General features: G+C 70.9%; 24 protein-coding genes and 9 tRNA genes. 15 read left to right on the plus strand and 18 right to left on the minus strand.

The window, feature by feature from the left end:
• Positions 1 to 9: 9 nt before the first annotated feature.
• Positions 10 to 819: a DUF3566 domain-containing protein gene (locus ACFOWE_RS31925; RefSeq protein WP_377294472.1), complete on the plus strand. Its 810-nt coding sequence runs from the start codon at positions 10 to 12 to the stop codon at positions 817 to 819.
• A gap of 137 nt (positions 820 to 956) precedes the next feature.
• A tRNA-Ile gene (locus ACFOWE_RS31930) sits at positions 957 to 1,030 on the plus strand.
• Between the two features lie 126 nt (positions 1,031 to 1,156).
• On the opposite strand, the gene ACFOWE_RS31935 is transcribed toward ACFOWE_RS31930, so the two are convergent.
• From ACFOWE_RS31935 to ACFOWE_RS31965, 7 genes are all read right to left on the minus strand, one after another.
• Positions 1,157 to 1,231 (minus strand) — tRNA-Met (locus ACFOWE_RS31935).
• Between the two features lie 27 nt (positions 1,232 to 1,258).
• Positions 1,259 to 1,331: transfer RNA gene (locus ACFOWE_RS31940), tRNA-Glu, on the minus strand.
• 14 nt (positions 1,332 to 1,345) lie between these two features.
• Positions 1,346 to 1,421: transfer RNA gene (locus ACFOWE_RS31945), tRNA-Glu, on the minus strand.
• 81 nt (positions 1,422 to 1,502) lie between these two features.
• Positions 1,503 to 1,576, minus strand: a tRNA-Leu gene (locus ACFOWE_RS31950).
• A gap of 1 nt (position 1,577) precedes the next feature.
• A tRNA-Gly gene (locus ACFOWE_RS31955) sits at positions 1,578 to 1,649 on the minus strand.
• Positions 1,650 to 1,885: 236 nt separating this feature from the next.
• Positions 1,886 to 1,957 (minus strand) — tRNA-Gly (locus ACFOWE_RS31960).
• Positions 1,958 to 2,057: 100 nt separating this feature from the next.
• A tRNA-Ala gene (locus ACFOWE_RS31965) sits at positions 2,058 to 2,128 on the minus strand.
• Between the two features lie 859 nt (positions 2,129 to 2,987).
• On the opposite strand from ACFOWE_RS31965, the gene ACFOWE_RS31970 reads away from it, so the two are divergent.
• Positions 2,988 to 5,717 carry a putative bifunctional diguanylate cyclase/phosphodiesterase gene (locus ACFOWE_RS31970; RefSeq protein WP_377294798.1) on the plus strand — a complete coding sequence of 910 codons (2,730 nt, stop codon included), beginning with the start codon at positions 2,988 to 2,990 and terminating at the stop codon, positions 5,715 to 5,717.
• 339 nt (positions 5,718 to 6,056) lie between these two features.
• Positions 6,057 to 9,041 (plus strand): PAS domain-containing sensor histidine kinase, encoded by a 2,985-nt coding sequence (locus tag ACFOWE_RS31975; RefSeq protein WP_377294474.1) that lies wholly within the window; start codon positions 6,057 to 6,059, stop codon positions 9,039 to 9,041.
• A 44-nt stretch (positions 9,042 to 9,085) separates the two neighbouring features.
• Here the strand turns inward: ACFOWE_RS31975 and ACFOWE_RS31980 are convergent, their stop codons facing one another.
• A complete protein-coding gene (locus ACFOWE_RS31980; protein ID WP_377294476.1) occupies positions 9,086 to 9,430 on the minus strand; it encodes a MerR family transcriptional regulator in 345 nt (114 codons plus the stop codon).
• 691 nt (positions 9,431 to 10,121) lie between these two features.
• Positions 10,122 to 10,988, minus strand: coding sequence for an NAD(+)/NADH kinase (locus tag ACFOWE_RS31985; RefSeq protein ID WP_377294478.1), 867 nt, complete (start codon positions 10,986 to 10,988; stop codon positions 10,122 to 10,124).
• Positions 10,989 to 11,240: 252 nt separating this feature from the next.
• Here ACFOWE_RS31985 and ACFOWE_RS31990 point away from each other — a divergent pair, with 252 nt between their 5' ends.
• The 4 genes from ACFOWE_RS31990 (at position 11,241) to ACFOWE_RS32005 (ending at position 13,127) form a co-directional block, all read left to right on the plus strand.
• Positions 11,241 to 11,525, plus strand: coding sequence for a GNAT family N-acetyltransferase (locus tag ACFOWE_RS31990; RefSeq protein WP_377294480.1), 285 nt, complete (start codon positions 11,241 to 11,243; stop codon positions 11,523 to 11,525).
• Positions 11,526 to 11,655: 130 nt separating this feature from the next.
• Complete coding sequence (locus ACFOWE_RS31995) at positions 11,656 to 12,081, plus strand: VOC family protein (protein WP_377294482.1); 426 nt, start codon at positions 11,656 to 11,658, stop codon at positions 12,079 to 12,081.
• A gap of 150 nt (positions 12,082 to 12,231) precedes the next feature.
• Positions 12,232 to 12,351 carry a DLW-39 family protein gene (locus ACFOWE_RS32000; protein WP_218061633.1) on the plus strand — a complete coding sequence of 40 codons (120 nt, stop codon included), beginning with the start codon at positions 12,232 to 12,234 and terminating at the stop codon, positions 12,349 to 12,351.
• A 53-nt stretch (positions 12,352 to 12,404) separates the two neighbouring features.
• Entirely contained in the window at positions 12,405 to 13,127 is a 723-nt protein-coding gene (locus ACFOWE_RS32005) for an HAD-IA family hydrolase (protein ID WP_377294484.1), read from the plus strand.
• A gap of 500 nt (positions 13,128 to 13,627) precedes the next feature.
• Here the strand turns inward: ACFOWE_RS32005 and ACFOWE_RS32010 are convergent, their stop codons facing one another.
• Positions 13,628 to 13,888: a GntR family transcriptional regulator gene (locus ACFOWE_RS32010; protein ID WP_377294486.1), complete on the minus strand. Its 261-nt coding sequence runs from the start codon at positions 13,886 to 13,888 to the stop codon at positions 13,628 to 13,630.
• A 355-nt stretch (positions 13,889 to 14,243) separates the two neighbouring features.
• Between ACFOWE_RS32010 and ACFOWE_RS32015 the strand changes: the two genes are divergently transcribed.
• The 3 genes from ACFOWE_RS32015 (at position 14,244) to ACFOWE_RS32025 (ending at position 15,988) form a co-directional block, all read left to right on the plus strand.
• Positions 14,244 to 14,885: a hypothetical protein gene (locus ACFOWE_RS32015; protein ID WP_377294488.1), complete on the plus strand. Its 642-nt coding sequence runs from the start codon at positions 14,244 to 14,246 to the stop codon at positions 14,883 to 14,885.
• Between the two features lie 339 nt (positions 14,886 to 15,224).
• A tRNA-Ala gene (locus ACFOWE_RS32020) sits at positions 15,225 to 15,300 on the plus strand.
• Positions 15,301 to 15,406: 106 nt separating this feature from the next.
• On the plus strand, positions 15,407 to 15,988 hold the full coding sequence (locus ACFOWE_RS32025; RefSeq protein ID WP_377294490.1) for a hypothetical protein: 582 nt from the start codon (positions 15,407 to 15,409) through the stop codon (positions 15,986 to 15,988).
• A 69-nt stretch (positions 15,989 to 16,057) separates the two neighbouring features.
• Here the strand turns inward: ACFOWE_RS32025 and ACFOWE_RS32030 are convergent, their stop codons facing one another.
• Complete coding sequence (locus ACFOWE_RS32030) at positions 16,058 to 16,339, minus strand: hypothetical protein (RefSeq protein WP_377294492.1); 282 nt, start codon at positions 16,337 to 16,339, stop codon at positions 16,058 to 16,060.
• A 560-nt stretch (positions 16,340 to 16,899) separates the two neighbouring features.
• Positions 16,900 to 17,205, minus strand: coding sequence for a hypothetical protein (locus ACFOWE_RS32035; RefSeq protein WP_377294494.1), 306 nt, complete (start codon positions 17,203 to 17,205; stop codon positions 16,900 to 16,902).
• 244 nt (positions 17,206 to 17,449) lie between these two features.
• Here ACFOWE_RS32035 and ACFOWE_RS32040 point away from each other — a divergent pair, with 244 nt between their 5' ends.
• Positions 17,450 to 17,647 (plus strand): hypothetical protein, encoded by a 198-nt coding sequence (locus ACFOWE_RS32040; RefSeq protein ID WP_377294496.1) that lies wholly within the window; start codon positions 17,450 to 17,452, stop codon positions 17,645 to 17,647.
• Positions 17,648 to 17,738: 91 nt separating this feature from the next.
• Entirely contained in the window at positions 17,739 to 18,095 is a 357-nt protein-coding gene (locus ACFOWE_RS32045; RefSeq protein ID WP_377294498.1) for a helix-turn-helix domain-containing protein, read from the plus strand.
• A gap of 15 nt (positions 18,096 to 18,110) precedes the next feature.
• Here the strand turns inward: ACFOWE_RS32045 and ACFOWE_RS32050 are convergent, their stop codons facing one another.
• From ACFOWE_RS32050 to ACFOWE_RS32060, 3 genes are all read right to left on the minus strand, one after another.
• On the minus strand, positions 18,111 to 18,713 hold the full coding sequence (locus tag ACFOWE_RS32050; protein ID WP_377294500.1) for a ClpP family protease: 603 nt from the start codon (positions 18,711 to 18,713) through the stop codon (positions 18,111 to 18,113).
• Complete coding sequence (locus ACFOWE_RS32055) at positions 18,710 to 19,336, minus strand: ClpP family protease (RefSeq protein WP_377294502.1); 627 nt, start codon at positions 19,334 to 19,336, stop codon at positions 18,710 to 18,712. The genes ACFOWE_RS32050 and ACFOWE_RS32055 overlap by 4 nt, the downstream gene beginning before the upstream one ends.
• Positions 19,337 to 19,976: 640 nt before the next feature.
• The gene (locus ACFOWE_RS32060) at positions 19,977 to 21,011 is read right to left on the minus strand and encodes an RNA-binding protein (RefSeq protein WP_377294504.1); all 1,035 of its coding nucleotides are present in this window, start codon (positions 21,009 to 21,011) and stop codon (positions 19,977 to 19,979) included.
• A gap of 298 nt (positions 21,012 to 21,309) precedes the next feature.
• Between ACFOWE_RS32060 and ACFOWE_RS32065 the strand changes: the two genes are divergently transcribed.
• Both ACFOWE_RS32065 and ACFOWE_RS32070 read left to right on the plus strand, forming a co-directional pair.
• A complete protein-coding gene (locus ACFOWE_RS32065) occupies positions 21,310 to 21,711 on the plus strand; it encodes a VOC family protein (RefSeq protein ID WP_377294506.1) in 402 nt (133 codons plus the stop codon).
• 695 nt (positions 21,712 to 22,406) lie between these two features.
• Positions 22,407 to 23,309, plus strand: coding sequence for an AraC family transcriptional regulator (locus ACFOWE_RS32070; RefSeq protein ID WP_377294508.1), 903 nt, complete (start codon positions 22,407 to 22,409; stop codon positions 23,307 to 23,309).
• Between the two features lie 62 nt (positions 23,310 to 23,371).
• Here ACFOWE_RS32070 and ACFOWE_RS32075 read toward each other — a convergent pair whose 3' ends face one another.
• The 3 genes from ACFOWE_RS32075 to ACFOWE_RS32085 all read right to left on the minus strand — a co-directional run bounded on the left by ACFOWE_RS32075 (position 23,372) and on the right by ACFOWE_RS32085 (position 24,453).
• A complete protein-coding gene (locus ACFOWE_RS32075; protein WP_377294510.1) occupies positions 23,372 to 23,713 on the minus strand; it encodes a hypothetical protein in 342 nt (113 codons plus the stop codon).
• Between the two features lie 18 nt (positions 23,714 to 23,731).
• Complete coding sequence (locus tag ACFOWE_RS32080) at positions 23,732 to 23,998, minus strand: MFS transporter (RefSeq protein WP_377294512.1); 267 nt, start codon at positions 23,996 to 23,998, stop codon at positions 23,732 to 23,734.
• Between the two features lie 80 nt (positions 23,999 to 24,078).
• Positions 24,079 to 24,453: a pyrophosphatase gene (locus ACFOWE_RS32085; RefSeq protein WP_377294514.1), complete on the minus strand. Its 375-nt coding sequence runs from the start codon at positions 24,451 to 24,453 to the stop codon at positions 24,079 to 24,081.
• Positions 24,454 to 24,499 lie beyond the last annotated feature (46 nt).

A 24,499-nucleotide genomic window follows, 5' to 3' on the forward strand; every position in this document is an offset into this window, starting at 1 on the left:
ACGGAGAAGATGGACAAGGCCACTGAAGCGGACGTCGTCGAGGTGGTCGATTCACCGGCCGACGGTGGTGCCCCCGCGCCCAAGACCGACGGTACGGCGGGCAAAGCCCCGAAGACCGACACTGCCAAGGAGCGTCCGTCCGGTCCGGCGGAGACCAAGGACGACAAGAAGCCGGGAGACTCCACGGTGCGGATCCGCCCGGCGTCCGCCGAGGCCGGCGCGTCCTGGTCCCCGGGCAGCCCGCAGGGGGCGGCTCCGGCTCCGTCGTCGCCCTCCTCGCCGCCGATGCCCGGCTCCTCTGCGCCGGGCACGGCTCCCCTGTCGGCCCCCCTGCCGGGCCAGGTCGACGGCAAGGCGCGCGGCGACGCGGCCTCCTCGCCGTCCCCGTCGCTGCGGCTGGGCGGCAAGAAGTCCTCCGGTACGGCCTCCTCCGGCCGGGCGCCGCGCAAGGCCCACCTGGTCCTGCGCCGCATCGAGCCCTGGTCGGCCATGAAGTTCAGCTTCGTGGTGGCCCTGGTCTGCTTCGTGGTGCTGTTCGTCGCGGTCGCCGTGCTGTACATGGTGCTGGACGCGGTGGGCGTCTTCGACTCGGTCATCCAGATCGTGAACCAGTTCACCGTTCCCGACGGCCAGGCCTCCGAGACCAGCTTCGACATCGCCCCCTGGTTCGAGCCGGTCCGGATCCTCGGCTACACCGCGCTGATCGGCGCGGTGAACGTGGTGCTCATCACCGCGCTGTCCACCCTCGGCGCGGTGATCTACAACGTCGCCTCCGACCTGGTGGGCGGGGTCGAGGTCACCTTCAGCGAGGCCGAGTAGCCGCCCGCCGCCACGTCCCCGGAGCGGACTCCGGGGACGTGGCGCGAGCAGGTCCCCGGACACGGTAAGCTTTTCCCTGTTCGAGCGGCCCGATTCGCCTCTCTCCGCGGAGATGCGGTACGGTTCTCGCACGACGAGGGGCTATAGCTCAGTCGGTTAGAGCGCTTCCCTGATAAGGAAGAGGTCTCAGGTTCAAGTCCTGATAGCCCCACCCGGTTCACAGGCCATTTCCCGCATCGGGAAGTGGCCTTTTCTGTTCTTCGGGTGGGCGCGACCCTGCCCGCCGTCGCCCCGTCGCCCCGTCGCCGCAGGGAGGGCTCGGTCCGCCGGTGCCGGGTGGCGGAGGCCGGATTCGAACCGGCGACCTTCGGATTATGAGACCGACGGGCACTCCTGGCTGCCCCACTCCGCCGTGGCCACCGCGTGCGCGCGGCCGTCGTGCCCCGTACCGGAATCGAACCGGTCGTCTCCGGAGTGAAAGTCCGGCGTCCTCACCGATAGACCAACGGGGCGGAGAGACGTCTTGTAGCCCGTATCGGATTCGAACCGATGTCCTCCTGGGTGAGAACCAGGTGTCCTGGACCTGACTAGACCAACGGGCCGTGCGCGGGGCGCGGGCGGCGGAGCGGACCCGGCGAGGGCGGGAGTGCCGCCGCCGGACGCTCCGCCGTCCCGCGTCTCCGTGCCGCCCCCGGGATTCGAACCCGGAACCTCCGCGTCCTGAGCGCGGCGCCTCTGCCGGTTGGGCCAGGGCGGCGAGTGGGTGACGGGACTCGAACCCGTCCTCCGGCCGTGGCGTGGCCGTGTGCTTCCGCTGACACTTCACCCACGAGGGCGTGGCTGCCGGAGGAGGGGCGGACCTCCGCCTCCCGATCCGGAGGGTCCGGAGCGGGGCGTCCCGCCGATCGGGCGGTCCGGCATCACGCCTGCCCGCGTGATCGGCGCGGGCCACGCGTCCGCTCCGGACGGCGTGGGCCGTACGGACGCGAACCGGGCCGTGAACCTGGCGGGGGACGCCACTCCCGTCGCCGAGCACCTGGCCCGGTGCCCTCTCCTTTCAGGGCGGAGCCGCAGCGGGGACTCGAACCCCGTCCTGCCGGGTGGAAGCCGGCCGCCTCATCCTGTCGGCCTCTGCGGCGTGGGCGCCTCCGGTGCGCGGCGGTGGGATCCGGATCCGCGGTGGTCCCCGTCCGCGGACGGGGACCGTACGGCCCGGCCGCCACTCGGGAGGCGCCTCGTGGACCGACAGGGAATCGAACCCTGGACTCCTGTGTGCAAGACAGGTGTGATCCCGTTTCACCATCGGCCCGAGGAAGTGCCCGTCGCGGCCCGCCCCGGGTCGGGCGCGGCCCACGGGCTCTGCCGTGCCTGCGCCGCCGGCGCGGCGGGCGCCCGCCGCACGGAACGGCGGGAGCGGCAGCTTCCGAAAAAGCGTGTTCTCCACTGTTGAATTGTCGAAAAACCGCGTCGTGCATTTCCAGTGCGGTGCATTTCCTGTGCGGTCTGCATTTCCCGCACAGGCGGGAACGGCGCACGCGGGACGGCGTGAACCGGATCCGCGGGACCGGATCCCCGCCGGCGGCCGCGCCCCGCCGGCCCGGAGCGGTTCCGAATCGCTCCCGGAACGGAAGAAGCCGCCTACCGGGTGATCCTCCCGGGGCGGCCTCCGTGTGGGGTGTGGTCACACGGACGCCTCGGGAGGCGCGAGGCCGCCGGCGCCGAGGGCGCTGAGCATGCGCAGCTCGCGCCGGTGCGGCGCGGTGGTCCCGCGTTCCTTCATGGCCTGTCCTTCTGGTCGTTCGTTGTTCGCGTTTCGAGAGTAGATCCCTCCGGCGGGGACGCCAAATGGTTTTTCCCGATGAATTGACTCCCATCTGTTTCCGGTGGCCGTGTTTCCTCGTCCGCGGGAATCGTTGGATCGGCTCCGTCCGGGGCGCCGCGCCGTCCGTCCGGGGAGAAGGGCGAGATGTCCTCTCCTCCGCGCCCTGCGGGTCCATGCCATGACAGGCGGGGGCGGGGGCGGGGACGGGGGCGGCCGGTGACACCTCGGCGGCAGGGGGGCGAAAACCTCTCAGGGACGGCCCCTTCCTGCCGATGGCCTCATCATCGGAAGGTTCGCGGATCAGCGCCGGGAGGACTGGAGTATGCGAGAAGGCCAGTTGGGGCGTGTGCCGCCGAGCACCGTCCCGGCCCGTGCCCCGGTGCTGCCGCCGGTGCCCGCCCTCGGCGTGCTGACCGTGTTCGGTCTGGGGTGGTTCGTCCTCAACTTCGTCCACCCGCTCTCCCTGCCCGTCGTCGGCTGGGCTCCGATGGTCCTCGCCGCGGTCGTCGGCGTGCTCGCGTGCGCGCGCGTCGCGCGGTCTGCGGAGCTGACCGCGCCGGCGCGGACGTTCTGGCGGTCCATCACCACGGCGACGGCCGCCATCCTGGTGGCGGTGCTCTCCAACGCCTACGACATGGTCTCCGGCTTCGGCGGGGCGGAGTGGAAGCCGGGAGCGCACACCATGGCGTTCTACGTCGCAGGCGTGCTGGTCACCCTGTGGGCGCTGCTCCGGCTGCCCGCCGGGGACCGCTCGCGCGGGGCGTGGCTGACCCTGGGACTCGACGCGGGCATCGTCGTCCTGGCCGCCGGTCTGTTCGCGTGGTCCTACGCGGTGAACGGCTCCTCGGCGCTGGCCGAGGCCACGGGGTCGTACCTGCCGGTGCTGGGGACCGCCCTCATGGGCTTCATCGGGGTGCTCGCCGCCGTCAAACTGGCGCTGACCGGTGTCGGCCCGCTGGACCGGGGCTCCCTGACGGCCATGGGGCTGGGCCTCCTCGCGGGGGCCACGGCCGGCGCCTTCCTGTCCCCGCTCCAGGCCGGCCGGCCCGATCTCAGCTCCTCCTTCGTCGCCGTCCCGCTCACCTTCCTCTTCGTCGGCATCGCGGCCGAGCGGCAGCTCCGGACCGAGGGGGACGCCGTCCGCGTCCCCCGCCGCCGGCGGCGGCCGTTCAGCCTGCTGCCGTACGGCGCGATCGCGGCGACCGGCGCCCTGCTGCTGGTGTCCGTGCGGAAGGCGGACGGCGAGATCCGCGTGATCGCGGCGGGCGTGCTCGTCATCACCGCGCTCGTGGTGGTCCGCCAGATCCTGGCCTTCTACGACAACGCGCATCTCCTGTCCAGGCTCGACTCCAGCATGCTGGAGCTGGGCCGGCTGGAGCGGTGGTCCCGGTCGCTCGTGCAGAACTCCTCCGACATCATCGCCGTCACCGCGCTGGAGGGGCACATCCTCTTCATCAGCCCGAGTGTCGAGCGCATCCTCGGGACGCCGGCCGAGACCTGGATCGGCGGCCCCGTGACGCGGTGCACCCACCCCGACGACCTGCCGACCCTCAACGAGCTGTCCAGGCGGCTCCGGCAGGAGCCCCGTGCCACGGCCACCTGCCAGGTCCGCATGCGCCGTGCCGACGGAACCTGGCGCTGGCTGGAGATCGCCGGCGCGAACCGGCTGGACGATCCCAGCATCCGCGGCATCGTGAGCAACGTCCGGGACGTCACCGAGACCAAACGTTTCCAGGACCAGCTGGAGTACCAGGCCACCCACGACACGCTGACCCGGCTCGCCAACAGGGACCTGTTCGCCAGGCGGGCGGAGAGCGCCCTCGCGGAGGCGGGGGGCGCCGGCGTCGCGCTGGCCCTGATCGACCTCGACGACTTCAAGGCGATCAACGACCGGCTCGGGCACGCGGTGGGCGACGCCCTGCTGACGGCCGTGGCCGAGCGGCTGCGCGCGTGCGTGCGGCCGGGGGACATGGTCGCCCGGCTGGGCGGGGACGAGTTCGCCGTCCTGCTGCGAGGCGTGTGCGCGGCCAAGGCCGAGGAGACCGCCGAGCAGATCATCCTGACGCTGGGGACCCCGGTCCCCGCCGACGGTCACGATCTGCTGGTGCAGGCGAGCATCGGACTGGTCGAGGGCGGCCCGGACATCGACGCCAACGAACTGCTGCGCCGCGCCGACCTGGCCATGTACGCCGCCAAGGAGCAGGGCAAGAGCCGCTACGTCCGGTACGTCGAGGAGATGGACGCCCGCGCGGTCGAGCACGCCCGGCTCGGGGCCGAGCTGCGGCGGGCCCTGGCCGCGGGTCAGCTGTTCCTGCTGTACCAGCCCGTGGTCGCGCTGCCCGACGGCGAGCTGTCCAGCCTGGAGGCGCTGGTGCGCTGGCACCACCCGGAGCGCGGCATGGTGTCCCCGGCGCAGTTCATCCCGGTCGCCGAGCGCAACGGGATGATCGTCGAGATCGGCACCTGGGTGCTGCGGGAGGCCTGCCGCCAGATGGCCGACTGGCGGCGCCGGTACGGCGCGGCCGCGCCGTACCGGATGGCCGTGAACGTCTCGGCGCGGCAGCTGCGGGAGCCGGAGTTCGCCCAGGCCGTGGCCGACGTGCTGGAGGAGACCGGGCTGGCCCCGGAGGACCTGCTGCTGGAGATCACCGAGACGGCGGTGTTCGACGGCGGGCTCGCGCTGGAGACGGTCAGGGCGGTCCGTGAGCTGGGCGTCGGCGTCGCCCTCGACGACTTCGGCACCGGCCACTCCTCGCTGGGCCTGCTGCGCACCTGCCCGGTCGACGCGCTCAAGGTGGACAAGCTCTTCGTCGACGGGGTGACCGGCACAGTCGAGAACTCGGCGATCGCCACCTCGCTGGCGCAGATCGCCCGGGCGCTGCGGCTGCAGGCCGTGGCCGAGGGTGTGGAGACCGAGGCGCAGGCCAAGAGGCTGTACCAGCTGGGCTACCGCCTGGCGCAGGGCTTCCACTTCGCGCCGCCGCTGCCTGCCGGGGACATCGGCCGGAGGCTGGCCGAGCGGGCCGCGCGCGGGGACGGCTCCGACCTGTTCGAACCGCCCGCGCTGGCCAGCTGATCCCGGCGGTCCCCGGCCGGACGGTCTCCGGCCGGGTGGTTCCCAGTCGGACGGTCTCCGGCCGGACGGTCCTCGGCCGGGCGGGACGGTGCGGGTGTGGGGCGGGTGGTGCGGGCGGTGTGGGCGCCCCTGGCCATCGTGCCCCGGTGGCCAAAGGCGCCCGTCCCCCGACGCGAGCGTGGCTTCCCCCTTAGATAACCGCACCCGCACCCGATGTGTCTATCAGTAATCAACTGATCACATCAGGTGAACAGGTGAAGAGGTCGCCGGTCTGCCCGCCGTACCGGTCCCGGACGCCGTGTGATGGCCGGATTCGCCGGGTACAGGTGATCCGGGGGAATGGTGACCAGGACAGCGGACCGGGTTCGAGGGGCGCGGTGGTCGCAGGCGCTGCGGGCCGCCGGTCTGTTCGACGTGCCGGGGTCACGGGCGCTGGAGCGGGCGGCCCGGCTGGCGGCCCGGCTGCTGGACGCGTCCGCCGGACTGGTGGTGCTGGCCGACGGGGACCGGCAGGTGTGCCTCGGCGCGGCCGGACGGACGGCACGGGGGGACGCCGACGGCCCGGCCGGGCTCCGGGAGGCGCCGGAGGACCACGTGCCCGGGTCGTTGCTGAGGCGGGTGGAGGAGGCCGGGGCGCCGCTGGTCGTGTGCGACGCGCGGCCCGGCCTCCGGTGGCCCGGCGCGGAGCCCGCGGCGCCGGCCTGGGCGGCCTTCCCGATCCGCGCCCCGGACGGTGAGGTGCTGGGAGCGCTGTGCGTGCTGGACGTACGGCCGCGGCGGTGGGAGCCGCACGAGCTGGAGCTGGTCGCGGAGGCGGCCGGCGCGGTGGAGTCCCAGCTGGCGGCCCGGATCTCCGAGGGCCGGGCGCGGCTGGCGGCGGCGCGGCTGGACACGGTTCTGGAGCAGTCCCACGAGGCCTTCCTCTCGATCGACGGGTCCGGGACGGTGACGGCCTGGAACACGGCGGCCGAGCGGCTGTTCGGCCGGCCGGCTTCCGAGGCCGTCGGGCGGCCGGCGGACCGGCTGATCGTCCCGCAGTGGGCGCGGCGGGCCTTCGGAGAGGAGTTGCGCCGGGTGCGGGACTCCCGCGGGCCGGCGCCGTCCGGGCACCGCGTCGAAATGACCGCGGTCGACCGTACCGGCAGGGAGTTCCCGGTGGAGATGGCGCTGCAGGCCGACCACGAGTACGGCGAACCGGTCCTCCACGCCTTCCTGCACGACATCGGCGACCGGCTGGCGGCCCGGCGGGGGCTGGAACAGGAGAGGACGTTCCTGACGGCGCTGCTCGACAGCCTGGACGTCGTGGTGGCGGCCTGCGACGGCGAGGGCCGGCTGACGTTCAACCAGGTGCTGCGCGAGGCCATCCACGCCTCCGAGCAGCCGGTGCGCGTCGAGGAGTGGGCCGAGGCCTACCGCGTGCACGCTCCCGACGGCGTGACCCGGCTCCGGCCGGAGGAGGTGCCGCTGGCACGGGCCCTGGCCGGTGAGCGCTTCGACGACCAGGAGGTGGTGGTCCACACGCCGGAGGGCCGGCCGCGCCGCCTACTGGTCAACGGCCGGCCGATCGAGACCGCGGACGGGCGCCTGCTGGGCGCGGTCGTCGCCGGCCACGACATCACCGATCGCCACCGGATCGAACGGATGAGCGCCGCCCAGCGCGCCGCGGCCCAGGCGCTGGCGGAGGCCGGTTCCAGCGAGGAGGCCGCCTGCGGCGTGGTCGCGGCGGTCGCGGGCGCGCTGGGCTGGACCTGCGGCGAGTACTGGCAGGTCGATCCCGGGGGCGGGACCATCTCCCGGCTGGGCCTGTGGACACGGCCGGGCCGTGACCTGTCGGCGCTCACCCGGGACGAGCCGGACGTCTTCCCTCCCGGGCAGGGGCTGGCCGGGATGGTGTGGGCATCCGGCCGGGAGACGTGGATCCCCGACCTGGCCGCCGACCCCCGGGACTTCACCCGCAAGGGGGCCGCGCTGCGGTCCGGGCTCCGCGCCGCGATGGGGCTCCCCGTCCGCAGCGACCGGCAGATCCTCGGTGTGCTGACCTTCTTCACCGACACCGTCCAGGAGGCGGAGGACGACCTCGTCGACCTGCTCGACGGGATCCGCGCCCACGTCGGCCGCCACATGGAGCGCCGCAGAGCCGAGGAGCTGGCCCTGGCCCTGGCCGCCAGCCGCCGTCGCCTGGAGCAGATCATCGACCAGATCGACGACTACGTGTGGACCGTCGAGCTCGCCCCCGACGGCACGGTGCGCCCGGTGTACACCAGTCCCGACGGCGGCACGGCCGTGTTCGGCGGCCCGCTCCCGCGGGGCCCCGACGGGTTCGCCATCATGACCGGGCACGTCCATCCCGACGACCTGCCGGCCTTCATCGCGTTCCACGACGCGGTCGCCTCCGGCAGGCCCGCGGAGGCCGAGTGCCGCATCCGGGGGATGGACGGCGTCACCCGGTGGATCTGGATGCGGGGGATCCCCCGCCGCGAGGGCGACCGGTTCCTCATCGACGGCATCTCCACCGATGTCACCGAGCGCCACCGGATGGCCGAGGAGCGCGACCGCCTGCTCGCCGGGGAGCGCGCGCAGGTGCTCCGCCTGCGGGAACTGGACCGGATGAAGGACGAGCTGATCTCCGTGGTCAGCCACGAGCTGCGCAACCCGATCGGCACCATCCGCGCCTCCGTCGGGACGTTCCTGAACGACCCGGAGCTGACCGACGAGCAGCGCATGTTCGCCGAGGTGATCGACCGCAAGAGCGCGCATCTGCAGCGGCTCCTCGACGACCTGCTGGATCTGGCCCGGCTGGACTCCGGAGGGATCACCATCGACCCCCGTCCGCTCCCGCTGACGCCGCTGGTCCTCCAGTCCGTCGACGACCACCGGGCCGCGGCCGAGGCCAAGCGGCTCACCGTCACCACCGACGCCGCCGAGGATCCGTCCGTGCACGCCGACCCGGTACGGCTCCGCCAGGTGCTGGACAACCTGCTCTCCAACGCGATCAAGTACACCCCTGACGGCGGTTCCGTCGCGGTCACCGTCCGAAGGGAGGAGCCGGCCGACGGACGGGGTCCCGAAGCCGTGGTCGGCGTCGCCGACACCGGCATCGGCATCCCCGCCGAGCAGTACTCGAAGCTGTTCTCGCGCTTCTTCCGGGCCTCCACCGCGCTGCAGTCCGGGGTCAAGGGCACCGGACTGGGCCTGGCCATCACCAAGGCGATCGTGGAGGCGCACGGCGGCGCCATCGCGGCCTCTCCCCGGGAGGGCGGGGGCACGGTCTTCGCCGTGCGGCTGCCCGAGATCCCGCGCCGGGCCACCGGGGAGCGGGACTGATCTACCGGGAAGGTGCCAGGACGCGTCAGGACTCCCCGAGGTCTTCAGGACTCCGGGGTCTCCCCGCTCCGCACGAGCCGGCCGCGGAGCTCGGCGTTCAGCCGCAGCGCCTCCTCCAGCCGCTCCTCCAGGGTGATGATCCGGCAGGCGGCCTCCACCGGCGTGCCCTGGTCCACCAGTTCGCGGGCGCGCGCGGCGAGGCGGAGCTGACGGCGGGAGAACCGGCGGTGGCCACCGGCCGAACGCGACGGCTCGATCAGCCTGGCCGTACCCAGGCCGCGCAGGAACGCGGGGGTCACGCCGAGGATCTCCGCGGCGGTGCCCATGCTGTAGGAGGGATAGTCGTCATCGTCGAGGTTGTCCGCCAGCGTCGCACCGCCCGGTTCCATCAAATCTAGTGAGGGGACTGCAGGGTTCACCCGGCAGGGGAATCGCTTCCCTGTTACGGTTCTGCTGTTCGAAACGGGCAGGGCTTGTCCGTCGCCTACCTCAGCAGAGGAAAGCGAGAAGCCGCTCCCTTCGGGGATCGGAGGAGTCACCTCACCTTCCCGCCGCGTGTCAGGGATGTGCCAGGGATCATCGCATGTCAGGGCCCCGGCGCCGCAACGCGTCGGGGCCCAAGAGTTCAACACCATCTTCCGGCTCTCGTGCCGGATCCGTCACCCGCACGGGCGCCTTTCACAGGCGGGGTGCGGGCGTCGCGTCGACGTGACCGGAAACCACCTCCCGTCCGTCTCGAACTGAGGTCCCGCTCGCCGGTCCCCGGCTCGCGGGCGGTCCAATGGCGTCCAACTCTCCTTTCTCGATCCGGTGTCTCCGTTGTCCTTGCCGGGCGGCCCACCGGCCACCCGATGCGTCGGCGGCGCGATGGCCGCGCGTCCGACGCGGTGTCCACAAGGGTCTCGACATCTGTTGCCGCACAGGCTTTGCCCCTTGTGCTCACTAAGCACGCTAATCGCGGAAATGGAGAATGTCTACATTCACCGCTGTAGATTTTCTTTGGCGGTGACCGGACGGCGGTGACCGGGCGGCGACGGGCGGGCGGGCGGCGACGGGCGGACGGCGACGGGCGGACGCCGGCTACCAGTCGACCTGGGCGCTCCCGGTGACCCGGAGCTTGCGGCGGGCGCGCTCGTAGAAGGTCGTGGTGCCGAGACGGACGACCCGCGCCGCGGCGCGCACGGCGGTGACGGAGATCCGCCGGCCGGGCGGGAGATGACCGACGACCGTGCCGTCCACCTCCACGGCCAGCCTCCCGCTCGTGGGCAGGACGTCCAGGGTGACCTCCTCGTCGGCGGAGAGCACGACGGCCCGGTTGAACACCGAGTGGGCCGCGGCGGGCACGACGAGGAAGCCCTCGACGGTGGGGGAGACGATGGGGCCGCCCGCGGAGAAGCTGTAGGCGGTCGATCCGGTGGAGGTCGCCACGATGACGGCGTCGGAGGCGTAGCGGACGAAGGGGTGGCCCTCGACGGAGACCGCCACCTCGGACAGTCCGTGGCCGGGGGTGCGCACCAGGGCGATGTCGTTGAACGCGGTCACCTCCGGCCCGTCCGGAAGGACCGCCCGTATCGCCATGCGGGGCTCGACGGTGTAGCGCCGGCCGTCGATGGCCGAGAGCGCGGACGGCAGCTCGTCCACGTCGATCTCGGGGAGGAACCCCAGCCGTCCCAGGTTCACGCCGAGCACGGGGGTCGGCCGGCAGGCCAGGAGCCGCATGGTGCGCAGCATCGTCCCGTCCCCGCCCAGGCTGACGAGCAGGTCGGCCCGCTCGACCAGGGTGGCGGCATCGACCGCGACCGCGCTGCAGTCGATGCGTCCCACCTCCTCGGGCGACCCGAGCACCGTGACGTTCCTGGACCGCGCCCAGTCGATGATCGTGTCGATGGCCGTCTTGGAGTCGCGCCGTGGGTGGAGGACGAGCCCCACCGTCTCAACCGTGCCCATGCTGCCACCGTACGACCGGCCCGGGGACGGGGAACGGGTGGAGCGGCACAAGAGCGCCCGGGGAGGTCCTGCGGCGCCGTACCGGCCGGGACGCGATGGCGGAGCCGTACATGATCCGGAGGTGCGGTGGAAGGGGAGGGGGCGGACCCGGGCGCGGTGGCGCGGTGGCGCGGTGGCGCGGTGGCGCGGCGGGAATGAAAGCCGGGCCGGGTCGGCTGATCATGACAGCGGAGAAGGACGAGGAGATCCGAGATGAACGTCAGCGTCGGGTTCGTGCCCGAGAAGGGCTTCTTCGAGGCCACGGTGGACGGTGAGCACGCGGGACAGTTGGAGCTCGTCCGGCAGGGCGACGTGATCGTCTACACCCACACCGAGGTGGACCCCGCCTTCGGGGGACGCGGGGTGGGCGGCGCGCTCGTCCGGGCGGCCCTCGACGCGGCCCGCGCCGAGGGGGCGACCGTACGGCCCCGCTGCTCGTTCGTGAAGGACTGGATCGACCGTCACCCCACCTACGCCGATCTGGTCGAGAACGCCTGAACGCCTGAGCGGCTGAGCCGATCCCGGGCCGGGGCCCTACCGGCCTCCCGGCGCCGCCGGCCCTTGTGCCGTCGACCCTTGTGCCGCCGGTCCGGGTGCCGCCGGCCGTACGTCTGGCAGGCTGGGGATCATGCTGCACCACGTCGAGCTCTGGGTCCCCGACCTCGACCGGGCCGTCCGGTCGTGGGGGTGGCTCCTCACCGAGCTGGGGTACCAGCCCTTCCAGGAGTGGGAGGACGGCCGGAGCTGGGCTCCGGCCGCGGCGCCGGACGGGGCCTACGTCGTGGTCGAGCACTCGCCCGCGCTGAGCGCGCCCGCCCACGACCGCCTCCGGCCCGGCCTGAACCACCTGGCGTTCCGGGCCGGGAGCAGACAGCGGGTGGACGAGCTCGTCGCGGCGGCGCCGGAGCACGGGTGGACCCTGATGTTCCCCGACCGGCACCCGCACGCGGGCGGGGACGAGCACTACGCGGGCTATCTCGAGAACGAGGACGGCTACGAGGTGGAGCTCGTGGCGGATCGTGATCACCCGACCGCCGGCCGTACGGATTGGTGACGAAAATCACGCAGTGAACGCAGATTCGCCGCTCTGGGATTATGCGCCTTCCCGGCGGGAGGCTGATCCCTTGCTAGGCTGCAAGGAACCGTTGGAACCGGGCGTCGTCTCACCCCGGCAGGTGAGACCGTCGAGAAGTGGGGTCACACCGTGAAGAAGCTGCTCGTTCTGGCGCTTGTCGCCCTTGGGGGGCTGCTGGTCTGGCGTAAGGTTCAGGCTGACCGCGCCGAGCTCGATCTGTGGACCGAGGCGACCGGCAGCGACAACTGACCGCAGCGGCTACCGATCCAGGTGTGCCCACGGTCCTGAGCAAGGTTGGGGGAATGGCACCCATCAAGCTTGCCTGTCTGGATCTGGCAGGCACCACGATCGGTGACGTCGCGATGGTCGAACGGGCGTTCGCCGAGGCGATCGCCACGCAGGGCATCGTTCCCGGGACCGGCGCGTACGCACGTGCCATGGTGCACGTGCACCGGTCCCGGGGCTGCTCCAAGATCGATGTCTTCCGGGGGATCTTCCCCGAGAACGAGGCGCAGGCCCAGGCGGCCAATCTGACCTTCGAGCGCTCCTACGAGGGGGCCATCGAGCGCTCCGGGCTCGAGCCCGTCCCCGGCACCGTGGAGGTGCTGGACAAGCTCCGGGGCGCCGGCGTCAAGATCTGCCTCATCACCGGCTTCAGCCGGCCGACCCTGGACCGTGTGCTGACCGCGCTGAGCTGGTCCGACAAGATCGACCTGGCCCTGTGCCCGGAGGAGGCCGGCCGGGGACGCCCCATGCCGGACATGGTGCTCGCCGCGGTGCTCCGGCTGGGCATCGAGGACGTCCGCCAGGTGGCGGTCGCCGGCGACTCGGAGAGCGACATGCTCTGCGGCCGCCGCGCGGGCGCGTCGGTGGTGGCGGGCGTCCTGACCGGGAGCCACAGCAAGGAGCGGCTCCTCAACGGCGGCGCCACTCACATCCTGGACTCCATCGCCGACTTCCCCGCACTGGTGCTCGGCGCCGACGCCGCGGAGCCCCTCGCCTCCGCGTCCTCCTCGGCCCGCTGAATCCTCCCACCGGCCTCGTGCCCGCTGAATCTTCTCGCAGGTCTCGCGTCCGCTGAATCCTCCCGCCGGACCCGCCCGTTCCGCCGGTTCCTCCGGCCGGTCACCCATGTCACCGGCCGCGCCGGGGACGTGTGCCCGGCGCGGCGGCTCATGGTGCAGACCCTGTCCCGACCGTCCTGATCTTCCTGACCGTGCAGAGGGATCGCGCCAGGGCTGACGTCGCGGCCGGGTGCGGCCGTCCCGGCCGCTCCACTCCGGACGGCGGGGCCCCTCGCCCCTCGCCCATCGCTCAGACGATCGCCGGAGGGCTCACCGGGACGCGCTGACATCCGGGGCCGGCAGGGATCACTCCGTCTCGTCGGACGGGTCATGCTCCGGGTCGAGCCCTGAACGGCGTTCCGGAGGTGTGCCCCCGTCCGGTGGACTGCTCGCGGCGTGCGGCGGGGCCACGGCGACAGGTGACGCCCACCGGTGCGGGAGCCCCTCTCCGGGACCGAGGGCTACCTGTCCTCGCCTTGGTCCTCGTCGTCCTTCGGGGTGGCGACGAAGGTTCCCTTGCCGTGGATGCTGTACACCTCACCCGATCCCAGCAGTTCATTGATCACTCGCCGCGCTGTGCCTCGCGCTACCCCGAACTCCTCGGCGAGACGTGGCTCCCCTGGGATGGGGTGACCCGGTTGATACTGACCCTCGCGGATGCGTCGGCGTATCTCGTTGAGGATGGCCTGCCACTTGAGTTCGTCCGGGCGGAATTCGATCACCTGACAAGGTTAGGAGACCGCGCCTGACCTGCGAATACCAAGGTGCTCACTAGCAATCTATGGGAACGCATGGTAGTGACTATGTATGTTGAGGTACCGTTTCCGCCTGACACGCCTGGGAAAAAAGATGGGCCCGGCAGGCGCGCGAACGCCGTACCGGGCCCTTGATCGGACGTAGGAGGTCCGACCCGTGGACAACCCTAGACCGTTTTCCGGACCACCGGCTGCGGATGCCGCGTTCTCCTGCGGGCCGTGTTTCTCCACCCAGCGGCCACCGCTGCCGATGGGGTGCGGGGTCTGCGGGCATCCGCCGTACGACCACGGGTGCCTGCACGCTGAGGCGCACGACTACCGGGTGCCCACGGCCGGACAGGTGGCCGCCCGCTGGGAGCTGATCCGCGCCGCCCGGCTGGACGAACTGCGGATGCCCGCCCGCGACTGGGTACGGCCCGCCGAGTGCGTCCCCGTCCCCGTCCCCGATTTCGTCCCCGTTCCAGACCTTGGCCTTGGTCCCGACCTCGTCCTCGCCCCCGTCCTCGGCCCCGGTCCGCGGCTCGCCGCAGTGGAGCCTGTCCCGGCCGCGGACCTCGCCGACCGTCCTGTCCCCGTCACGCGGTCCGTTCCGTGGCCCGCCGAGCAGAGCCCGGCCGTACCCGTGCCCCGTACGGCCGAGCCCGCCGCGGAAGCGGCCCGCCTGCCCGCATGCGCTGACGCGCGCCGTCCGGTGGACAGGCCGGTCGAGCCCCGGGAGGTGCGCACCCGGCGGCTGGGGCTCGCCCGGGCGCCGCTCGCTCTGCGGAGAGCCCGCGTGGCGGCCGCCCGCGAACGGCCCCCGCGCCCGGTCGCCGCCCTCGACGGTCCGATCTCCACCGGTCCGGTCCATGACCGTCGGGTCCGGGGCGGACCGGTCTCCGGCGGGCCGCAGCCCAGGCCCTCGGCCCGGATCCGGCCCGGGGAACTCGCCGTTCACCGCACCTCCGCCCGGCAGCCGGATTAGTTCATCGGGTGGCAGTCATGCCTGACCGGGGAGGCGGCCGCATGACACGGCAGGAGCGGAACGCCTCGTGGTCACGCTCACCCTGCGCCGGGACGGCACCCGCGCCGGGTCGGACGAGGCTGCCGGTCATGCCCCACCGGTCCTGCTCGGGACCGGGAATTCAGCCCGCATGGGCCCGGTGGTCCATGAGCCGCGCCATGCTCAGGGCCACCGCGTGAATCATCACCGTGCCCTGGATCGGCGCCCGCTCCGACGGGAGCGTTATATGCTGTCCTAGCGGTGTGCCGTGACCTTGGATCCACTGTTCACAGTGTTTCCCGGGACCAGGCCCTCCGCGAAGGGGCCTTAGCTCAGTTGGCAGAGCGCCTGCTTTGCAAGCAGGATGTCAGGAGTTCGAATCTCCTAGGCTCCACCAGTCGAAACGCCCCACACCTGATCTCGGTGTGAGGCCATCCGGGCCATTGACCCATCGGGATGGGCCGAAGACACCTTGTCGGTTGTAGGCGCTACGGTCTGCCCCTATGGCGATCAGCGCACTTTCCTACCGCCTTGTGCTCAGCAAGGCTGACGCACCCATCCTGGAGCCGGTGACCAAGCTGGGCGGCCAGCCGGTATGGGTCGACGAACCGCAGTGGCCGCTGTCCACCGAGTTGGGAACACCGATGATGTTCCTCGGCCAGTTCCGGCTTCCCGGGGAAGAGGTTCGGATGGCCTACCTGTTCATGACCGATGATGAGGAGGACCACGTCGACGGTACGTGGGAGAGCGAACAGGGCGAGAACGCGCTGATCGTGCAGCCTGGACGTGTGCCGTCCTTCATCACGGTGACCGACGACGCCGAAGGCCCCACGATGAGCGAGGATCTTGCCGTCGAACTCGTGCCGGCGAGTCCTGCCGAGCTCGAAGAGGGTTGGGACAACCGGCTCGGCGGTTCGCCCACCTGGGTCCAGGGTGAGGAGTATCCGCCCGGGGACTGGAGCTTCCTGCTCCAGCTCAATGACGGGGGCGAGTTCTACGGTGTCAACTTCGGCGACGCAGGTGTCGGCTACGGATTCCTCAGCGCTGACGGCAGAGAGGGCCGCTTTCTTTGGCAGTGCTCATAGCGCCGGCCTTGGTGTGCTCGTTGTCGCGGACCCGCCGCCTCAAGGTGCGCCGTCGTCGGCCGTACGGTCTCACTGCGAGCCGGAACGGATGCGTCGTCTCGCCAAGATGATCACCCCTATCTGGATGGCAAGCATCGCCAGCGCGATCAGTCCCGATGCGGCGGACATCTCTTCCTCCGAAAACCCGCCACCGCATTCCGTTACGTTGCCGCCCTCGTACTGTGTGACACAGCCGCGCCCTAGGACCGCGGCAGGGATGAACCAGTTGGCGAGCAGAAGGGGGACCGCGCCCGGGACAAGGGCCGGCGTGATGTACTCCGCCTTCCCGGCCACCGGGCCCGTCTTCGCCACAACAGGTTCGAGACGCCTGCCTATACCTGAATCAGAACTCACACCGAACACGTAAGCACAGGCGAGCGGTCGTGTTCCAGGCCCGTGCCCGACCATGCGGGAAATCGCGGTCACTCACGGGACTCGCCGTCAACCGAGTCGTTCTGACCTGCACTCCGGTCTCCTCGGCTCGGCTCGATCAGTGGCTGGTGTCCGGACTGGTAATTCAGCTCTCCCTATTCTGCGCCGTCCTGAATCGGTCATTCAGGATCATCCAATACTCGACTACCCCGACCGGATCAAACCACCCCGCTTCCGTGTGCTTGCCAAGCCCAACACGCCACTGTGTTGCCCGTGCAACAGATCCTTCGGCCGCGAGTGGCCGGGACGCGGACAGCCAGGCTGCAGGTGCAGATCCCTATGCCCTGGAACACCCAGTAGCACCGCCAAGACCCAAGTGGTCAGCCGTCGTCCGCTGTGCACGGACGATCGCGAACTGAGCCTGATGGCGCTGAACGGCCGGAGTCCCTACGAGCAGCACAGCGTACGGCCCTGAACGATCCTGGACGTCGTTCGGGGACCTACGGATCAGAAGGCGCAGGTCCGTGGCTCTCGATCCAAGAACGTAGTCGGCTGAGGATCTCACGTAGACGAGCATCGTCGGCGAGTCCGGGAGGCATCCAGGGCGCGGTCCTGAGCTCGCTCTCGGCATCGAGTTCGGCCCAGAGTTCCATGAACGAGTCCCTGATGCTCAGCCTGCGGGGGTCGGCCGCCTCGAACAAGCCGTGGAGGTCTTCGACCAGTTTGGGAAGGGAGGTCTCACCCGAGTCGTATAGGTCGATGCGCTCGGCCATTTGACCGACGAGCGCGCGTTGGTAGTCCTCCATGGCGTCACCTTCTTGATCTTTCGGTCATTGTGTCGAAGGCCGGCCGGCGCGGGACATGCACGGGATGATCTCCACTTCACTCACCGTGCCACAGCCTGTATCCGCTGGCCACCGCATTACGGAGCCACCGTCTGCCGCTCCACTCCTGATCGGTGGGTCCATGGCGGGCTTCGCCCTTGATGGGATCGATCGAAGTCCGGCGGAGCGGATCGGGCGGCGGAAACTCCATGCCCAGCGGTCGACGATGACCGGAGCCTGGGGCCGGGACGATCGACACCCGTGGAAGGGCCGGCTCGACATCCTGGCCGTACCGGAGATCCTGTCCGAGGCCCGCACCACCCGCCTCACGCTGCTGAGCACCGTCTGCGGCGCCCACTCGTGGGACCGGTCACCGGCATCACCGGGCGGTCTCCGCTACGGTGACCACCCGGTGAGCGCATGATCCGCCCCCGGACGGATCGGAGGAGGCGGGGATGATTCCGCTCTGCGCGGATCACCCTGAACCCGAACGCGCCGTCTACCTAAGGTGAGGTATGGCCTCTTCCATCCCGCCGCTGCGTCCGGCGATCGATCGGCCCGACTCCAAGCCGTCTCCGGCTCGCGAGCCGCTGTGGCGGCACGCGCTCGGTGAGTGCTTCAGAGGCCTTCGTCACGAGCGGGGCGAGAAGTTGAGCGAGACGGCACGTCGTGCCGGGGTCTCGCCGCAGTATCTCTCCGAGATCGAACGAGGCGTCAAGGAACCGTCGAGCGAGATGATCGCTGCGGTCGCCGGCGCGCTGGACGTGACCCTGGTCGATCTGACCCTTGCCGTCGCCGAGAGCCTGCGGTCTGCCAGGAACAGCACGTCGAGAGGTGCTACCTGCTCGGTGGCGTACGCTCTGGCCGCGTAGCCTGGCCTGCCGTGATCATCTCCTGGCCTGTGAGCGCTCCTCGATGATCTGATCGATGAGTCCGTACTCCAGAGCCGCGGTCGCGGTGAACACACGATCATGATCGGTGTCGGCGCGCAGGGTCTCGATCGTCTGGCCGGTGTGCCGTGACAGTATGCGCTCGATGTCCGCTCGGACACGGACGACCTCGTCGGCTTGCAGGATGAGATCGGGGATCGTTCCGCGCCCCTGAGCGGCCGGCTGGTGCAGAACCACTCGTGCGTGCGGGAGAGCGGCACGTCTTCCTTCGGCACCCGCCGCGAGAAGGACGGCACCCACCGAGACGGCCTGTCCGACGCAGGTCGTCGAGACCCGCGGGCGGATGTAGCGCATGGTGTCGTATATCGCGAGCATCGCGCTCGGATCCCCGCCTTCGCAGTTGATGTAGAACTGTATTTCGGCATCGGGGTTGTCCGACTCCAGGAAAATCATCTGCGCGATGAGCGCGTTCGCGACGCCCGCGTCGATCGCGGTGCCCAGATAGATGATCCGCTCGGTGAGCAGGTGCGAGTAGACGTCCATGATCCGCTCGCCGCGGGAATTCTGGGTGATGACGTTCGGAATCGTGTACGTGGTCACTGGCCTGCTCCCTCGGTGACGCCGAATCCGAGCCGCGGGCGATTGTGCGGCGCGATTTCGTCGAAATCTTGAACGATCGCGTCTATGAAGCCGTAGTCCAGTGCCTCCTGCGCTGTGTACCAGCGATCGTGCAGGGAATCCTCGAATACGCGCTCGACGGACTGTCCCGTGTCCTCGGAGATGAGACCGAGCACCGTGTCGCGGGTATGCCGGAGATCGCCGGCCTGCAGTTCGATGTCGACCGCGGTGCCACCGATCCCCGCCGATCCCTGGTGCATCAGGACACGTGCGTGCGGCAGGGCACGGCGCTTCCCCCGGGTCCCCGACGACAGCAAGAACTGGCCGGCGCTGTAAGCGATGCCCAGCACGAGGGTCGACACGTCACAGGGAATGAGCCGGATGATGTCGCGGATCGCGAGCATCGAGGGAACCGACCCGCCCGGCGAGTGAATCCACAATGCGATGTCCGCTGACGCGTCCTGCGTGGCGAGTGCTATCAGCTGCGTGGCCAGCAGTGTCCCGTTGTCATCGTCGAGAGGGCCGTCGAGAACGAGAACGCGCTGGTCGTACAGTTCGCGCCTCACCCGCTCGTTGAACAGTGGAAGATTCGATTCTCCGCTCATGCGCCCATCATGTGAGGCGGTCCGTACCGGCGTCGACGCGATCTGCTCGGGGCAGATCTGCTCTGAGCAGATGGAATTCGGTTCACGGCCAGATGCGTAGCACTGCGCTCGGGAATCGAGTGGGGCGGGCGCGCCGGCGTGATCCTCACTCTCGATTCCGCCATGACCGGCGGCGCGCGCAGCCCGTCCGGTCCGGTGGCCAACGCTCGAACGGGCCCCGGTCGATCTCGCTCCGCACGGCATCGACATCGACGGGCTCGCCGCGACGGTCGCCACCAAGCTCGAGCGGATGCGGCACCGGTCCGGGCTCCCGGGTGGCTTCATCGCTCGGACCGGCTTCATCCCCGAACCGCTGTGACCTCAGCCCCTCAGCCTCGGATGCGAACTCGGCAAGCGTCCAGGGCATTGCGAATTTCGGCGGCCAGGGCGGCGGCGGCCTCCTCCGGCGTGTGCCCGATGATCCCGTTCTCCGCCATGAGGGCGTGGTACCGCCGCTGTCCGTACGGCACGCCGGACGGCAGGACCACGACTGCTCCGTGGACTGCGAAGGGGACGGCCGTCTCCTCGCACGCGGAGGGCGGACGACACCACGGACCGCCGGGCCATCAGCGGGCCAGGTGATCGCGGTGCCCGTACGGTGTCACGACCAGCGGGCCCGGACGGTTCCGTCCTCGTCCGGGAGCACCGCGGTGAGGACTTCGGGCCGGTCGTCTGTCTCGACCGGATAGACCCCGCAACGCCGGGCGCTCCGTGCCGTCTCCAGCCAGGCCGGGAGTTCGTCCTCGTCCAGCAGGTAAGCGTGGTGGAGCTTCCCCGTCTCCCTGTCCTCGATCAGGCACATCACTCCGACGACGGGAGAGCCCTCGTGGAGGAGGCGCCGGATCCGTTCCTCGATCTCGGTCATCCCGTCGCCGTCGGCGGCCACCGGGGCATCGGTGAAGACCGTGACCACAGCACGTGGTCTGAGAGCGGAACGGACCCGGGCGATGCCCTCTCCCGGGGTCACCAGGTGCCAGCGCCAGGCGTTTCCGGCCCACATCTCCAGCAGCGGCAGCTCCCCGCCTGCCCGAGCCGCCAGCGACTCCACCTCCGTCCAGAACTCCTCGTCAGCGGGCCGGAACGCCATCGGATCGCCGAGATCAGGGTCGTAGGGCGAGATGAAGCCCTCGTCCACGAAGAGCCCCAGCTCACGCACTCGGTCCACCACCTGCGAGCACGGCCGGTGACTGCCGATGTAGAGGTAGTAGTCCCAGCCCACCGCGACTCTGAAACGATCCTCCGCCTCCAGAAGGCACCACAGGCCGTCTTCGCGCAGCATCGCCCGCACCAGTTCCAGCCCTGTCGTGAGCGACACCGTGAGACCGTCGTGGAAGTCCTCCGGTGACAAGCCGCCGGACACCGCCGAAACGTGGTCTGGTAGCGGAGATCCCGAACCGAGACCGTGCAGCGAGGGAGTGCGTACGGTCAGCTCGGTGACGCCGGACTCCTGAGCGAACAGCTGCACCGCTCTGACGTGGGCCGCCTCGACCTGCTCGTACCGCTCCCAGGTGAGCCGCCGGCCGTCGAAGACCCCGCCGACGTCGCTGATGGACGTCCAGTCGTCACCGGTGAACACTCCCCGCGCGTCCCGTAGGCGCGGGTCGTACTTGGTCACTCTGAACCGGTGGTCGAGCACGCTCTATCTTCTCCGGTCTCTGCGAGCTCTTCTCCGGTCTCTGCGAGGTCGTCGGCGCTTCCCGGGAGCACTCCGGGACATGGCCGGCCATGACCGCTGAGCATCACCGAACCGTTCCTGTGGAGGTCCGAGGCGACGGCGCTCCGGCCCGCCGTACGTCCCGCCACTGCGTCCGCACAGAGGTCCGCACAGAGGTCCGCACAGAGGTCCGCACAGAGGACGGCGGGGCTCTGCGGCCGCCCGGTTCCCGCCATCGTGGCCAATGCCTGTGCCGAGGATTCTGTGGCAAGATCGCGGCATGCTGCGACTCACCGATTTCATCATCGACTGCCCGGACACGATGAAACTGGCGGCCTTCTACTCCGAGGTTACGGGCCGCCCGATCAAGGAAGGCAGCCACGAGAACTGGGCCGGCATCAAGTTCGGCGAGATCGAGCTGGCCTTCATCCGGGTGGACGACTACCGCGCTCCGCAGTGGCCCGACAGCGAGCACCCCAAGCAGTTCCACCTCGACTTCGAAGTGGACGACATCGAGTCCGAGCAGCGCCGTATCCTCGACCTCGGCGCGACTCTGCGGCAGGACTTCATCGGCCCCGACGGCTACGGCTGGCGGATCTACACCGACCCGATCGGTCACCCCTTCTGCCTGTGCCGCAACAAGGGCGTCGTCTGGACCGACCAGGGCCCGATCTGGTCCTAGCCACAGGCCGGCCGCCCTGGCCGCCGCGGCGGCACGGCGTCCGGCCCGGTGAGGGCCAAGCCCCTCGCCCGTCCTGGGCGAGGTCCTTCGCGCATTTCCGCGGATCTCAATGATCGTTTCGGAGGCCGGTGCCGGCCACCGGTCCTCCGCCGTGTCCGGTCGACTCGCAGCGCCGGGGTCACACCGCCGCAGACGATCACTCGTCGATCGTTGCCGCGCAGGCGGCGCCCGCGTGCGCGCCCGTGCTCTCCGTCCGGCCGATCAGCTGTCCGCCGGCGAACAGCGAGCACGTCACCGAACCCGTCGCTGTTCCGTGCCGGACGGTGAAGGACACGAACCCCTGACAGGGACCTCGTACGTCCAGCGGATGGGAAGGGGTACCGGCTCCTCCGGACCATCCGGTGACCGGGTGACGGCGCCCGCCGGTCCGTGGCGAGACCTTCGGTTCCGGGACGGCCTGACCGGCCCATGACCTCCGGCATCGCGGGTCCCGTCGGTGATCACGGCTTCCGTCCGGGCGAACCCGTGGCTCTTCCGCGTGCGGACGCGCGGGGAGGCCGAGGAGGTACGGGACGCCCCCGTCGCCGGACGGATGCACAGTGATCGTCTCCAAACTCTCACTGTAGGGATCATCGGATGTATGGGACGATGTCCGGAAAGGCTTGGTCCATACGAGATCATGCGGAACGGATGGCGTGGATCTCTTCAGCGACGTGATCGGCAGCATGCGGGCCGGACAGAAGTCGTTCTGCCGCACCCGCGGCACCGGCCGATGGGGCAGGCGGCTCGAGCCGTTCTCCGGAACGGGGTTCCACGTCGTGCTGGAAGGCGGCGGCTGGCTCGTCACGCCGTCCGAGCCGCCGGTACGGCTCGGCGCGGGCGACGTGGTGTTCGTCCCGCACGGCGCGGCGCACGGGCTGAGCGGTACCCCGGACCGGTCCCTCGCCGAGCTGCCTGCGGCACCGGGCGCCGGCCTCCCGCCCGAGGACGCCGCCGCGCCGCACGCGGACGTGGTGTGCGGTGCCTACCGGCTGGACAGGGGCCGGGCCCATCCCTTCCTGCGCGGGCTCCCCGACGTGATCCACCTGCCTTCCGGCCGCCACCCCGGCACGCGCACGCTGGTCGGCCTGCTGGCCGACCGTCCGGAGTCCGGTTCGGGGGCGGACGCCGTCGTACCGGCCCTGATCGACCTGCTGCTGGTCCACCTGCTGCGCGCCTGGCACGACGACGCCGGCCTGCCCGCGGCGCCGGACGACCCCGCCATCGCGGCCGCCCTGCACCGGATGCACCACGATCCCCGGCACAGGTGGACGGTGGAGGAGCTCGGTGCCGAGGTGGGCATGTCCCGCACCGCCTTCGCCCGCCGCTTCGCCGCGCTCGTCGGTCTCCCGCCGATGACGTATCTGACCCACTGGCGGCTCAACCGCGGCGCGTGGCTGCTCCGTGAGACCGACGCGCCGCTGGCCTCGATCGCCCGCCAGGTCGGCTACAGCTCGGAGTTCGCCTTCGCCGGCGCTTTCCGGCGCGAGTTCGGGGTGCCGCCGGGCCGGTTCCGGCACCGGGAACGCGCCGTCGGGGAGCCGGCCCCGAGGGTCTGAGGAGTCAGGCGGAGGCGTGCGGGAGCGCGTCTCCGGCCGGGCGCCGCTCCTCACCCTCCTCCTCAGGGGAGGCATGCCTCCTCAGGGGAGGCATGGGAGGAGGCCCGCGGCTCGTCCGCCGGGCGGCGCGGCACCTTCGCCAGCGTGTAGAGGACGGTGGCGGCGAGGAAGGTCACGGTGTAGAGGGCGGTGGCGGCGAGGAAGGTCACGGTGTCGACGACTAAGGGCACCGCCCGGCCCAGGCAGTACAGCAGGCTGCCGATCGGGGGGCTGATCAGCCCGGCGGCGTGGGTGCGGGCCTCCTCCTGCGCGTAGGCGCTGTGTAGCTGCCCCGCGGGGACGATCCCGCGGATCGCCGTGTCCTGGACGGGACCGATGAACGCGGCGCACAGCCCGTCGAGCACCGCGAGGGTGACGAAGTGTCAGATCTGCGCCTGACCGGTGAGGATCAGCGCCGCCAGCAGCGCGGACACGGCCGCCTGGAGACTCTGAGCGGTGATCAGCGTGCGGCGGCGGTCCCACCGGTCCACCCAGACGCCGGCCGGCAGCTGGACCGGGAGGAAGGCGACGGCGCGGGCCCCGGCGACGACGCCCGCCGCCCCCGGTGAGCCGGTGAGCGCCAGCACCAGCAGCGGCATGGCGAGCCGGGTGAGCTCCGATCCCAGCTGGAGACCGCGCTGCCGGCCCACAGCAGCTGGAAGCGCACGTTCCTGCGCAGCGGGACGGTGTCGGTCACGGAGCGTCTTCCTCGGATGCCGGAGGTACGGGTTCACCTGGCCTGCGGCGCCGCCTCCGGATCGCTGTCCGTCGTTCGGCTCCCGCCGCGCGCGGAGAGCCGGTCAGGATGCCACGGCATCCACTTCCGCTCGACCTCCGCCTCCAGATCGACCCCGTGGTGCCGCGCCATGAGCAGGAGCTGGGACAGGACGTCCGCGAGTTCGGAGCGGAAGCCCGCCTCCAGTTCCTCCGGCGAGTGCCCCTTGTCCCTGGCCTGCCCGGAGCGCATGAGGAACGCCTGCGTCAGCTCACCGACCTCTTCCTGGAGCTTCAGCAGGAACCAGGTGTCGTCCCGGGTGATCCCGTGCCTGCGGGCGTAGGCGCTCGACACCGCTTCGACCTCGTCCGTGAGCCGCCTCAGATCCATGCCGGGAGTCTAGGAGGCGGGCCCTGATCACTTCGGGGCTTCCGGG

The sequence above is a fragment of the Planomonospora corallina genome, from assembly GCF_042650625.1.
Taxonomy (GTDB): Bacteria; Actinomycetota; Actinomycetes; order Streptosporangiales; family Streptosporangiaceae; genus Planomonospora_B; species Planomonospora_B corallina.